This is a genomic window from Bacteroidota bacterium, from assembly GCA_016195025.1.
Lineage (GTDB): Bacteria > Bacteroidota > Bacteroidia > Palsa-948 > Palsa-948 > Palsa-948.
This window is the reverse complement of record JACQAL010000072.1, coordinates 1-12,823: the sequence shown is the minus strand read 5'-3', so window position 1 is coordinate 12,823 and position 12,823 is coordinate 1. Positions and strand designations below refer to the sequence as shown.

The window sequence follows — 12,823 nt, the reverse complement described above, 5'->3', positions numbered from 1 at the left end:
GAAATAATATTCACAAAAAAATCAAAACAATGAAAACAACTAAAATTACATTTTCAATCGCTGCCATTTTATTTGCAATGGGAATGGCAATGGTTTCCTGCAAAAAGCACAACCCTGACGCGCCCACACCTGCCGACATTGATGGCGCCAGCGCAAACGACAACAACATGGCAGAACGCAATGCCGATGACGTTACCAACATGGCAGGGCAGGCATCGGAAGATGGCGCTATGACTTCTTACCGCTACGGAGATGAAAACATTTTAACATCGTGTGCAACCGTAAGCACTGACACAGCACTTAAAACAATTACGATTACATTTAACGGAGGAACCTGCATTGACGGGCACACACGCAGCGGCACTCTGATGCTTGATTATTCGGCTTCCACCAATGGCGCCAAGTATTACAGAAATCCCGGTTTCAACGTGCATATAACATCAAGCAATTATATTGTGGATGGAAATGCGGTTAGCGTGAACAAAACCATTATCAACACCACTTCTCCGACTTTTAATCCGGCAACCACTAATTTAACATGGTCAGTAAGCGCTACTGTAAGCATTGTTACCTCAAACGGAACGATTAGCTGGACTTGCGCAAGAACCAAAACACTTTTAAATACCAGCGACCCTACAGTATATATGGGACAAGCCACTCATATTATATGGAGTAAAGCGCGTGTAGGAATTACCGGAACTGCAAGCGGCACAACTGCGAAAGGAGAAAGTTTTACTGCAAACGTAGTAACCCAACTTGTGCGTGATTTCACCTGCTCGCCTGATGCCCTTCATCCCGGTCATCATCCGTTCATTGACGGTGCACTTGACTTCACTCCCGGAACCAAAAAAACCAGGAACATTAATTTTGCTTATCCTAATTCCCAGGGCAGCGGAGCGTGCGATAATCAGGCGCTCCTAACTATCGGCACTTATACTGCTGCCATCACTCTCAAGTAAATTGTTTTGTTGGTTGTGTTAACTGAAAAAGTCCCTGAGCAATCGGGGACTTTTTTTATTTTATTCTTCCGAATTCAGCCGCTTCAGTTTCCATTTTGAAACAGAAGCATGATTGCCGCTGGAAGAAATTATTTTTTCTTTGGCAGATATTCTTCCCGCAATTACAGAAGCAATAAACGCTTCTTCTTTTGAACCGGAAAATAATTTATCAGGAGAAAAATAGTTGCTTACGAAATGCGTATTGAAATTTCCCGAAGCAAATGCTTTATGGTTCAAAACAAATTTGCAGAAAGGCAAAGTTGTTTCCACGCCAGTAATTTTATATTCACCAATCGCACGAAGCATTTTTGATATTGCTTCTTCCCTGTTTTTTCCATGCGAAATCAATTTTGAAATCATAGGGTCATAATAAATGGGAATGTCCATTCCTTCTTCAAAGCCATCGTCAACACGAATGCCTGCGCCTTGCGGAACTTTGTACGAAATAAGTTTTCCAATATCCGGCAAAAAATTATTAGAAGGGTCTTCGGCATACACGCGAACTTCGATTGAATGCCCGTTGATTTGCAAATCCTCCTGTTTGAAGGAAAGTTTTTTCCCTTCGGCAATTTTAATTTGCTCCTTCACCAAATCAATTCCGGTTATCATTTCCGTAACGGGATGCTCTACCTGCAGTCGCGTATTTACTTCAAGGAAATAAAAATTCTTTTTTGCATCAACTAAAAATTCCACTGTTCCTGCGCCAGCATACTTACATGCCTTAGCCAAACTCACCGCGCATTCGCCCATCTTTTTTCTGATTGCGGAAGTAAGAACGGTAGATGGCGCTTCCTCAATTACTTTCTGATGCCTGCGCTGAACGGAACACTCGCGCTCGAAAAGATAAACCACATTGCCGAATTCATCGGCAAGAATTTGTATTTCGATATGGCACGGCTGAGTAACATATTTCTCTATGAACACAGCACCATCACCAAAAGCAGATTTTGCCTCGCTCGATGCGCGCTTCACTTCTTCTTCGAAATCATTTTCATTTTCTACTACACGCATTCCTTTTCCTCCACCGCCCGCGCTTGCTTTCATCAGAACAGGAAAACCAATTTTCTTCGCAACTTTTTTTGCTTCTTTAAAATCCTTTATCGCTCCTTCCGTTCCGGGAACCATCGGCACATTCTGTTTTTTTGCTGTTGCTTTTGCCGAAAGTTTATCGCCCATCATTTCCATTGCTTCTGTGGAAGGACCAATGAAAATGATTTTATTTTTTTTTACTTCGCGGGCAAACGCTGCATTCTCGGAAAGAAAACCATAGCCGGGATGAATGGCATCGGCTTTTAATTTTTTGCAGGCATCAATTATTTTTTCCCCATTGAGATAGGACTCGGACGAAGACGCAGCGCCAATGCAAACCGCTTCATCGGCATAGCGAACGAAAGGCGCATTCCTGTCGGCTTCAGAAAAAACTGCAACGGTAGAGATTCCCATCTCCCTGCATGAACGCATGATACGCAAAGCGATTTCTCCGCGATTGGCAATCAATATTTTTTTTATTATCATAAAAAAATAAATACCAAATAACAAAAAACAAATAACAAATAAATACCAAATTGAAAAATATAAAATCTCAAACTCATCATTTTGAATTTGAAGTTTGTGTCATTAGAATTTATTTGTCATTTGGGATTTGGTCATTGGCGCTTGCTTCAATGAATTCTTCAATTGAAGCATAAATGTAATCCAAATCTTTATCGCTTATGCAGTATGGCGGCACAAGATAAATTACATTGCCGAGCGGACGAAGAAGAATTCCCTTCTGAAGAAAAAATTTAGTTGCCTTATCGCGGATGGAATTAAAATAGGAAGTTTCATTTTCTGTTTTCAATTCTATTGCCAATATAACACCCATTGCTCTTAGTTCTCTTATCACTTTATTTCCATCGATATGTTTCGAAAAAATTTTATTTCTATTCTCAATTCTTCCAATATTGTTCCACGTTGCTTTCCTTTCCATCAAATCCAAACTTGCCAGCGCGGCAGAACATGCAACCGGATTTGCAGTGAACGAATGTCCGTGAAAAAAAGTTTTCATCCGGTCTTCTGAAAGAAATGCATTGAAGATTTCTTCCGTGCAGGAAGTAATTCCCATCGGCATGGTTCCGCCAGTTAATCCTTTCGACAAACAAAATAAATCCGGTTTCTTTTTAAAATAATCAGTTGCAAAAAATTTTCCCGTTCTGCCAAACCCTGTGAACACTTCATCGGCAATAGTGAAAATATTATTCTCTTTGCAAATGCGAATCATTTCTTCCAATGCTTTTGCTTCGTGAATTACCATTCCGGCAACGCCCTGCACAATTGGTTCGAAGATGAAAGATGAAATGGTTGATGGTTGATGGTTGATGGTTGATGTGAGTTGCTGAATAGATTTTTGTTCTTTTCCTTTCACAGGAGCATCAATAAAAATTGTTTCAAATAAATTTGAATGAAACGGTTTTGTAAATGCACCGCGCTCACTCACTGACATTGCTCCAAAAGTATCTCCGTGATAAGAATTTTTAAAAGCGATGACTTTTGTTTTCAGAATTTCTTTGTTGTGCCAATATTGAAAACACATTTTCAGCGCAACTTCCACAGCGGTGGAGCCGTTATCAGAAAAGAAAATTCGTTTTTGATTCTTCGGAAGTTTTTTCAATAAACGCTCTGCAAGTTCAACAGCAGGTTGATGAGTAAATCCTGCAAAGATTACGTGTTCTGTTTTTTTTAACTGCGCAGAAACTTTTTTAGCAATGTAAGGATGTGCATGCCCGTGCAGGCAAGTCCACCAGGAACCGAGAGCATCAATATATTTTTTTCCGCTCTCGTCATATACATACGTACCCTTTGCTTTTACAATTCCAATAGAAGCAGGGTTGAGTTTATGCTGCGTATACGGATGCCATATTATTTTTTTATCTCTCTTCGAAAGAGTTTTCATTTTTTTCCGGTAACGAATTATTAATTGGATTGCGAATTTAACGAATCATGTGCATGCCGAATTATTTATAATTCGTAACATTCGTAAAAAGATTCGTTGATTCGTTACCAGAAGAAATCAGAGAGATTGAAAATCTTTTTTGTATTTCTGAATCACGTCTTTGGTAATAGCGTGCTCTTTTGTTATCCAGCAAATTGTTTTCAGCCCGCTGTAACTTTCAATAATTTTTTTGGATGGTTCGTGAGGAGAGCCGTTGAAAACAAGACCGATGATTTTTATTCCGCGATGACGAAGCATATCAATAGCGAGAAGCGAATGATTAATGCTTCCAAGATAATTCTGGATGACAACAATTGTTTCCGCATCAAACTTTTTTATTAAGTCAATGATGAAATATTTTTGATTGAGTGGAACCATTACTCCGCCAGCACCTTCAATCACGAGCGTATTATTCGTCTGCGGCAAAATTATTTTTTCGAAATCCACATCCACTCCTTCCATCGCAGCCGCTTCGTGCGGTGATTTATGTTCGCGGAGTTTATACGCTTCAGGATGAATTACGCTCTTGTTGTTGCTGATAAGTTTTTTCACCCGCTCGGAATCGGTAGTGTAATAAGTTCCCGCCTGCACGGGTTTCCAGTAATCTGCCTGAATGGCTTCCACCAAAATTGCCGAAGTGACGGTTTTGCCGACATCGGTTCCGATTCCTGTTACAAAAATTTTTCTCATCCGGAAACGACTGCTTGTTTTGAAGGTGCAAGGTTACAATTTTTTTTCAACGAAGAGGTTAACTTAAAAATTTCAACTTCGGTATTGAATGAATGAATGCAAATACGGATTCGTTCTTTTCCTTTTGGAACAGTGGGGCTGAGAATAGGGCGCACATCAAAACCGTCTTTCTGAATCAGCGATGAGATTTTTTTCACACGTTCATTTCCTGCAATGATGAGAGATTGAATAGGACTTGAACTTTCCGGCAAACCGGAAATATATTTTTCTTTCATCTGTGATTTAAATGCAGTAATTAATTTCCTGAGTTGATTCGTCTCGTTACTTTTTTGAAGAAGTTGATATGCGCATTTGATTGCCGCCAAACTATGAATGGGCAACGCAGTAGTATAGATAAACGAGCGGGCGAAGTTGATGAGATAATTTTTCAGCGCATCGCTTCCCAGAACAATGGCGCCATGGCAGCCGAGCGCTTTTCCAAAAGTGTGAATGCGTGCAAAAAAATTTTCCTGCAGGTTGAATTCAACGCATCTCCCCTCGCCTTTGGCTCCGAAAATTCCTGTGGCGTGCGCTTCGTCAACAATTAAATGCGCATTGTGACTTGAACATAATTCTGAAATTTCTTTCAGCGGAGAAAAATCTCCGTCCATAGAATACACGCTCTCAACAATTACAAAACAATTTCCAGAATAATTCCTCCGGAAATATTTTAATCTTTCTTCGAGATGCGCGCTATTGTTGTGACTGAACGGAAAAGATTCCGCTTTTGACAAACGCACTCCATCGTAAATGGAAGCGTGCGAAAGTTCATCGTAAAAAATTGCATCGCCTTTTTTTGCAACGGAAGAAATCAATCCGAGATTTGCATCATAGCCGGAATTAAAAAACAATCCTGTTTCTGCGTAATGAAAATTTGCTATGAACTTTTCTAATTCTTCGGCATAAAAAGAATTTCCGGTAAGAAGGCGGGAACCGGTGGAACCGGTTTCAAGTTTAAAGTTTAAAGTTTCAAGTTCAACTGCCAAACTATTTTTTAATTCTTTGGAGCGGGCAAAGCCGAGATAATCGTTCGAAGTGAAATCAATAAGATTATTTTCAGAGGAAAGTTTTCTCAGCAATCCTTTTTCTTTTCGCCCGCGCAATTGTTCGCGCAAAAATTCTTCTTTCAAGTTCAGCTATTTTAGTCGTGGAATTTTCCCATGTCAATGCGCACTCCGCAAATAATGGAAGCCGTAAAAACACTGTGGCGGATTTGCACGGGAGCTTCCGTACGCGCGTTGTCGTAAAATTTATATTCAAAATTTGGAAATGCAAAAATATAAACGGAAGGATAAATTTCATAATCAGCCATAAGCCCGGTAGTGGCAAGAATTGCAATGGGAAACGGCTTTTCTCCTATGAAATTAAAGCGTTTCACGTTTGTGTAGCCATACCATCCTCCTCTGAAATTCCAGTTGAAGGAATATTTCTTTTTCGATTCATAGTTGAATGGGATTTCGGATTGAAAATAAATTTTATCGAAGCGCAAACTTTCATCGAACAACAAATATTCTTCCCCGCCTTTTGCATACACTTTGAGCTGCGATAAATAATGATGCTCAAAACAAATTCCCATGCCAAGGCGAATGTGTTTGATAGGTGCCATAACATTCATATCGTAATGTTTCGTGGGGCTGTTCGCACCAAATTCGAAATCGCCCGTATTGATTACGCGCCCGTCTTTATCATAAAACTCCGTGCTTCTGAAAACAGATTTCCAGTGAGCGGTTCCTTCGCCATAGCCGAGTGAAACAAAATATTTATCTCCATCTCCTTTCCTATGGTAAAAATATCCCTCCTGCGAATGGCAAACGGCAGATGGCAGATGGCAGATGGCAAAAAGAAAAATAATTATATAGAAGTATTTTTTTTTCATACGGAAATTTCTTCACTTGCTTCTTTATAGTTGAATGCTTCGCGCGATTTCAAGCCGAGAAGTTTGAACATTTCCATGTCCTCATTAAAATCAGGATTCGGAGTGGTGAGCAGTTTATCACCGGCAAAAATCGAATTCGCACCTGCGAGAAAACAAAGCGCCTGTCCTTCAATGCTCATTTCAGTTCTTCCCGCAGATAAACGTACTACTGATTTCGGAATCACAATTCTTGCAGTGGCAATCATGCGGAGCATTTCCCAGATAGAAATTGGTTTTTGTTTTTCAAGAGGAGTTCCTTCCACTGCCACCAGCGCGTTAATCGGAATTGATTCGGGCTGGGGATTCAGATTGGAAAGCGTGTGAAGCATTTCGATTCTGTCTTCCACCGATTCTCCCATTCCGATTATTCCTCCGCAGCAAACCGTAACTTTTGCCTTGCGCACATTTTCAATCGTGTTCAGGCGGTCATCGTATTTTCTTGTAGTAATAATTTTTTTGTAGAAATCTTCTGAAGAATCTAAATTGTGATTGTAGGCATACAATCCCGCATCGGCAAGTTTTTTCGCCTGCGATTCAGTGAGCATGCCGAGCGTGCAGCAAACTTCCATTCCCATTTCATTAATTCCTTTTACCATCTCGAGCACTTTATCGAAATCAGAATTATCACGCACTTCGCGCCACGCAGCGCCCAAACACATGCGCGTTGCACCGTTTGCTTTCGCGTTTGATGCCGCATCTAAAACTTCGCGGAGCGAAAGCATTTTATGAATGTTGACCTCCGTTTGATATTTTGCCGACTGCGGACAGTAACCGCAATCTTCCGGGCAGCCGCCCGTTTTTACTGATAGCAGTGAACTCACCTGAACTTCGGAAGGGTTGTGAAATTTCCGGTGAACCGATGCCGCGTGGAAAATCAAATCGAGCAGCGGAGTGTTATAAATTTCTTTTATCTCTTCGCGAGTCCCGATTTTATCGGGATGCAGAGCCATAAATTTTTTCATAGTAAGAGGAATAAATACAAAAGTACGTTTTTGTTCGGTGATATGAAAATCTATTTTATGAAGGGGAAGAAAAGATTTGTTGATTACTTTCGGGGCATGGGAAAAAAGAAAAAAACCGAGCCGCTGCATATTGACATCATCACCGTTCTTCCGAAATTGCTCGAAAGCCCGTTCCAGCATTCGATTGTGAAGCGCGCAATTGAAAAAAAACTGGTTCAACTAAATATCATCAACCTGCGCGATTATGCTTCGGATAAATATAAAAGCGCAGATGATTATATGTATGGCGGTGGCGCAGGAATGGTGATGATGATTGAACCGATTGCAAAATGCATAACGAAACTAAAATCGAAACGTGATTATGACGAAATAATTTACATGACTCCCGATGGGGAATTGTTCAATCAGAAAATGGCGAACCATCTCTCGCTGAAAAAAAATCTTATCGTCCTTTGCGGGCATTATAAAGGAGTGGACGATCGCGTGCGCGAGCACTTCATCACCAAAGAAATTTCAATCGGAGATTATGTGTTGAGCGGTGGCGAACTTCCGTCCGCTGTTATTTGCGATGCAGTAATCCGTCTTTTGCCCGGAGTTATTTCCGATGAAACTTCCGCGCTCACCGATTCTTTCCAGGATGGATTGCTTTCCCCTCCTGCCTATACGCGTCCGGCAGATTATAAAGGAATGAAAGTGCCGGATGTTCTTCTGTCGGGAAATGCAAAGCAAATTGAAGAATGGCGCCATGAAAAATCACTGGAACGAACCCAAAAGCGCAGGCCCGATTTGCTGAAGTAATTTTTTCGTTGATTCAAACTTTCTATTATCTTTGCGTCCCTTTTATTAAAACGTACGGTTATGAACTTACTTAAATATGCCGAAGAGCAATTAATCGCCAAAAAAAGCATTCCTGATTTCAAGGCGGGAGATACTGTTACAGTCAACTATAAAATTAAAGAAGGCGACAAAGAGCGCATTCAGCAGTTCACCGGAGTTGTTCTTCAGCGAAAAGGCGATGGCACTACCAGAACTTTTACTGTTCGGAAAATTTCAAACGGTGTTGGCGTTGAACGTATTTTTCCTCTAAACTCTCCTTTCATTGAATCCATTGAAGTTGAAAAGAAAGGCGAAGTACGCAGGGCAAAACTTTTTTACCTGCGAAAAGCCATCGGCAAGAAAGCGAAGATTGAAGAAATGAAAGACGACATCCAAACCATTGAAAGTGCAGCCAAGCCGGAACCGGAATTGGCGGAGAAGTAATTTTCTTTCTTCTGCTTGCTGCTAAATTCTAATCCCAATTACCAACACATCGTACATCCCGATGGAAGCCGCATCGGGATGGATTCAAACCTTTACAGCAAATTCATTTCTTCCCTTCTATATTCTAATACCTATTACAAGTACGTCATCCACCTGTTCAAGATTTCCTTTCCACTCATCAAAAGTTTTTTCCAGTTCTTTTTTCTGTTCGGTTAAAGTAAGATGGTTGAGAGAAATTAATTTTTCATTGAGTTGTTTGTACTTGAATTTTTTTCCTCTCTCACCACCAAACTGGTCGGCAAAGCCATCGGTGTAAAGGTAAAGGGTTGATGGCTGACGGTTGATGGTTGATGGAACAACCCTGTGCGTAAAAGAGTTTTTTCTTTCGCTCAAGCCAACGGACATATTATCGGTTTCGAGTTCACTGATTTTTCCATCACGAACAAGAACAGGCGCATTGTTTGCTGCCGCGTATTCAATCTTAATCCCTTCTTCTTTGGAACAGCATAGCAATATTCCATCCATTCCATCCTGCGCGCCTTCGGAAGAAATATTTTCAATGAGCCGCTGGCGCACGTGATTAAAAATTTCGTGCGGGTGCGTGTTGCTTTTTTCATTCACCGCTTCATTCAGATAAGAAATGTTCAGCAAACTCATGAATGCACCCGGCACGCCATGGCCGGTGGAATCGCATACCGCGAGGTAAAACCGGTTGTCTTTTTCCGCAGCCCAGTAAAAATCTCCGCTCACAATATCTTTCGGCTTGAAGAAAATAAAATAGCCGGGAAAATTTTTCTGAAGAAGCGCATCCGATGCAAACAGCGCGCGCTGAATGCGCTGTGCATAGTTGATGCTGTCAGTGATGCCTTGGTTTTTTTCCTGGATGATTTCTTTTTGCCGCTCCACTTCTTCTTTCTGCTGCGTGATGATTATATTCGCTTTCTGCTTGCTGCGGTAGCCGCGGTAAATAAAAAAAACCAGCGCAAGCATAAGTACAGAGGCAGCGATGAAAAAATTTCGAATCATCAGTTCGCGTTCGCGCTCGCGTTTGGCAATGGCATCTTTGCGTTCCTGTTCTAATTTTTCTTCTGCCTGCTTTTTCTCAAACTCGTAATTCATTTGCGCCTGCACGGTCTTCTTGGTGATTTCTTCGTTCACCAAACTATCGCGGTAAGCAACGTAGCGCTTGTAATCGTTAAATGCTCCTTCGAAATTTTTTTCTGCGCTGTCGGCAAGTGCAAGTCCTGCAAAACTATCTTTAATATATTCCTTCGCGCCAATTTCTTTTGAAAGTTCGAGCGCTTTGTTCAAATGCTCTCTTGCAATGCCGATTTTTTTCTCGGTGGCAAAAACATTTCCGATGTTGATATGCGAAGAAGCAATTCCTTTCTTGTCGCCAATTTCCTGCCGTATGCTCAGCGCTTTGAAATGACTTGCCAGCGCATCGGAATATTTTTTTTGCTTCTCGTAAATAATTCCGATGTTGTTGTAGGAATCGGCAATTCCTTTTTTATCGCCTGTTTCTTCGCGTAGTTTCAAAGCAAGCAAATGGTTTTTCAGCGCATCGGAATAATTATGCTGGTCATAAAATATCAACCCGATGTTGTTGCACGAAGTAGCGATGCCGGGTTTGTCATTTATCTCCTTCCTTATTTTCAGCGATTGATTGTAATAATTCAGCGCTTCGGCATAATTCTGCTGCGACCAATACACCAGCCCGATATTATTTTGCGTAGCGGCAATTAAGCGCTTGTCGTCTAACTCTTCAAACACTTTCAGCGCTTTCAGGTAATTGTTGATGGCTTCGGGATAATTGCCCTGCGACTGATAAATGTTGCCGATATTTCCATAGGAACTTGCCGCGCCTTTTTTATCGCCAATCTCTTCGCGGATTTTCAACGCCTGCAAATGATTTTTGAGCGCATCGGCATAATTTCCCTGCGACCAGAAAATTTTCCCCGTGTTGTTAAGCGCATTCGCTTTTCCTTTTCTGAAATTTATTTTTTCAGCAAGCGCCTTTGCATCTGACGCAACTTTCATTGCCTGCGAATAATTGCCGAGTTCAAGATAGTATTTGCTTAAACTATTTTGCGCGTTTACTTTATCGGTATCTTCTTTCGCAGTGAGAATAAGTTGCTGGAGAGAATCCACCTTAGAAAGTTGGCAATAGGCAGTTGGCAGTTGGCAAAAGAACAGCAAAGTTCCAAATCCCAAATTCCAAATTCCAAGTCCCAAGGAACAGCCAACGGCTTTTGCCTTTTCTTGGGGCTTGGGACTTGATACTTGATATTTGGAACTTGTTTTCATTTTTTATTTCTTTCCTTGCGCTTTCAGCCGCGCAATTTCTTTTGCAATCCACTTCTCATTGGGCATCATGCACTTTTGAATGCGGGCTGCGTAGTGGATGCTGTCGAGAATATCTTTTTGCTTTTCTTCTATGATTCGTTTTTGCTCGGAGATTTCTTTGTTCTTCTTTTTGATGGCGAGAAAAGCACGTAGAATAAACGCAGCGAATGCAACGACTAACAACAAACCGCAAACAACAAACAGCAAAACTATCTTTTGTCTTTTCTTTTCGGCTGCTGCAACCGCATCTTTCTTTTCCTGTTCTGCTTTTGCCAGCGCTTCTTTCTTGTCAAACTCGTAGTTCATTTCTACGCGCACTTGCTTTTTCTGGTTCTCATCGCTGTTGATTGTATCGCGGGCAGAGATGAATTTTTTATAATGCTCCAGCGCACCTTTGAAATTGCCGCGCGCGCTGTCTAACACACTGAAGTTTTCATGCAGTTCTTTTTCTCCTTCCAAATCACCGAGCGAATCGCTGAGAAGAAGGGCGCGCTGCAAAAACTTTTCCGCTTCGTTGTATTTTTGAGTGGCAAGATACACCGTTCCGATGTTGCCGAGCGTGATTTCAATTTCTTTTTTATCATCCAGTTCTTCTTTCATCTTCAGCGCGCGGAAATAATAATCAAGCGCACCGGCAAATTCTTTCTGGCGCTTGTACACGTTGCCGATGTTGCCCGTGTGGCGTGCAATTCCGTTTTTATCTCCGCGCTCCCGGGCAAGTTTGAGCGCCTTGGAATGATAGAACAATGCCTGCGGATAATTGGCTTGCTCGTCATATACAATTCCGATGTTGCCGTAATTTCCTTCTTCGAGTTTTTTGAATCCCGCTTCTTGCGCAATCTTCAGCGAGCGAAAATAATACGCCAGCGACTGGCGGTAATCCTGCTGAATCCAATATACGATTCCGAGGTTGCTGAGAATGGCAGCGGTTGTTTTTTTATCGTTCAGTTCTTCGCTGAGGCGGAGGCAGGCGAAATAATTTTTTAATGTTTCGGGATAATTGGCGTGGTCAAAGTAAGTGTTGCCGAGATTAAACAAAGCGGCAGCCATTCCCTTCTTGTAATTTAATTTCTCCGCCAGTTGTTTTGCCTGCATGGAATAACTTATTCTTTTTTCATTATCACTGCCCGCTTCCATTTCTTTTCCAAGTTCTATCAGCGCATTCACCTTATTCGTGTTTTCTTTTGCGGTGAGGAGGGAATCCACTTTAGAAAGTTGGTCCGATGGAATACGGACTCCGTCACTTTGTGCGGAGCAGTTGGCAGTTGGCAGTTGGCAAAGGAAGAAAAGCAACAGCAAAGTCTCAAGTCCCAAATTCCAAATTCCAAGTTTCAAGGAACAGCGAATGCCGGCTGCTTCTTGGAACTTGGGACTTGATACTTGGGGCTTGGGACTTTTCAAGAAAATGCAAATACAGAACAACCGAACAACCGAACAATCGAACAATCGAACAGGGCTGTTGTAAACCTTCAAGGTTTTCAAAACCTTGAAGGTTTGAATGTTTGGCGCGGTTCCGCGCCATTCGTACTTCTGCATTTTGGTTTTCATTTGTTACTTTGGCATTTTCGCTTTCAGCCGCGCAATTTCTTTTGCAATCCACTTCTCCGTTGGCATCATGCACTTTTGAATGCGCGCGGCATAG

11 protein-coding genes are annotated in these 12,823 nt (G+C 41.6%); 3 read left to right on the top strand and 8 right to left on the bottom strand.

What is annotated here, in order from left to right:
• The first annotated feature begins 29 nt into the window (after positions 1-29).
• Entirely contained in the window at positions 30-959 is a 930-nt protein-coding gene (locus HY063_13805; protein MBI3502861.1) for a hypothetical protein, read from the top strand.
• A 60-nt stretch (positions 960-1,019) separates the two neighbouring features.
• Here HY063_13805 and accC read toward each other — a convergent pair whose 3' ends face one another.
• From accC to bioB, 6 genes are all read right to left on the bottom strand, one after another.
• Positions 1,020-2,513 carry an acetyl-CoA carboxylase biotin carboxylase subunit gene (accC, locus tag HY063_13800; protein ID MBI3502860.1) on the bottom strand — a complete coding sequence of 498 codons (1,494 nt, stop codon included), beginning with the start codon at positions 2,511-2,513 and terminating at the stop codon, positions 1,020-1,022.
• Positions 2,514-2,622: 109 nt separating this feature from the next.
• Positions 2,623-3,930, bottom strand: a complete 1,308-nt coding sequence (gene bioA / locus HY063_13795) for an adenosylmethionine--8-amino-7-oxononanoate transaminase (protein MBI3502859.1) — start codon at positions 3,928-3,930, stop codon at positions 2,623-2,625.
• A 117-nt stretch (positions 3,931-4,047) separates the two neighbouring features.
• On the bottom strand, positions 4,048-4,659 hold the full coding sequence (gene bioD / locus HY063_13790; protein ID MBI3502858.1) for a dethiobiotin synthase: 612 nt from the start codon (positions 4,657-4,659) through the stop codon (positions 4,048-4,050).
• Positions 4,656-5,828: a pyridoxal phosphate-dependent aminotransferase family protein gene (locus tag HY063_13785; protein MBI3502857.1), complete on the bottom strand. Its 1,173-nt coding sequence runs from the start codon at positions 5,826-5,828 to the stop codon at positions 4,656-4,658. The genes bioD and HY063_13785 overlap by 4 nt, the downstream gene beginning before the upstream one ends.
• A gap of 11 nt (positions 5,829-5,839) precedes the next feature.
• Positions 5,840-6,574: a hypothetical protein gene (locus HY063_13780; GenBank protein ID MBI3502856.1), complete on the bottom strand. Its 735-nt coding sequence runs from the start codon at positions 6,572-6,574 to the stop codon at positions 5,840-5,842.
• Positions 6,571-7,563 carry a biotin synthase BioB gene (gene bioB, locus HY063_13775; GenBank protein ID MBI3502855.1) on the bottom strand — a complete coding sequence of 331 codons (993 nt, stop codon included), beginning with the start codon at positions 7,561-7,563 and terminating at the stop codon, positions 6,571-6,573. Before bioB ends, HY063_13780 begins: the two co-directional genes overlap by 4 nt.
• Positions 7,564-7,698: 135 nt before the next feature.
• On the opposite strand from bioB, the gene trmD reads away from it, so the two are divergent.
• The gene (gene trmD, locus HY063_13770) at positions 7,699-8,373 is read left to right on the top strand and encodes a tRNA (guanosine(37)-N1)-methyltransferase TrmD (GenBank protein ID MBI3502854.1); all 675 of its coding nucleotides are present in this window, start codon (positions 7,699-7,701) and stop codon (positions 8,371-8,373) included.
• Positions 8,374-8,433: 60 nt separating this feature from the next.
• Positions 8,434-8,835 carry a 50S ribosomal protein L19 gene (rplS, locus tag HY063_13765; protein MBI3502853.1) on the top strand — a complete coding sequence of 134 codons (402 nt, stop codon included), beginning with the start codon at positions 8,434-8,436 and terminating at the stop codon, positions 8,833-8,835.
• Positions 8,836-8,952: 117 nt separating this feature from the next.
• On the opposite strand, the gene HY063_13760 is transcribed toward rplS, so the two are convergent.
• Positions 8,953-11,142 (bottom strand): tetratricopeptide repeat protein, encoded by a 2,190-nt coding sequence (locus tag HY063_13760; protein MBI3502852.1) that lies wholly within the window; start codon positions 11,140-11,142, stop codon positions 8,953-8,955.
• 3 nt (positions 11,143-11,145) lie between these two features.
• The gene (locus tag HY063_13755) at positions 11,146-12,495 is read right to left on the bottom strand and encodes a tetratricopeptide repeat protein (GenBank protein ID MBI3502851.1); all 1,350 of its coding nucleotides are present in this window, start codon (positions 12,493-12,495) and stop codon (positions 11,146-11,148) included.
• Between the last annotated feature and the right edge of the window lie 328 nt (positions 12,496-12,823).

Bases quoted from the DNA above. Each gene is read 5' to 3' on its own strand.
- HY063_13805 (MBI3502861.1), top strand. From the start codon at position 30: ATGAAAACAACTAAAATTACATTTTCAATCGCTGCCATTTTATTTGCA.
- accC (MBI3502860.1), bottom strand. From the start codon at position 2,513: ATGATAATAAAAAAAATATTGATTGCCAATCGCGGAGAAATCGCTTTG.
- bioA (MBI3502859.1), bottom strand. From the start codon at position 3,930: ATGAAAACTCTTTCGAAGAGAGATAAAAAAATAATATGGCATCCGTAT.
- bioD (MBI3502858.1), bottom strand. From the start codon at position 4,659: ATGAGAAAAATTTTTGTAACAGGAATCGGAACCGATGTCGGCAAAACC.
- HY063_13780 (MBI3502856.1), bottom strand. From the start codon at position 6,574: ATGAAAAAAAAATACTTCTATATAATTATTTTTCTTTTTGCCATCTGC.
- bioB (MBI3502855.1), bottom strand. From the start codon at position 7,563: ATGGCTCTGCATCCCGATAAAATCGGGACTCGCGAAGAGATAAAAGAA.
- rplS (MBI3502853.1), top strand. From the start codon at position 8,434: ATGAACTTACTTAAATATGCCGAAGAGCAATTAATCGCCAAAAAAAGC.
- HY063_13760 (MBI3502852.1), bottom strand. From the start codon at position 11,142: ATGAAAACAAGTTCCAAATATCAAGTATCAAGTCCCAAGCCCCAAGAA.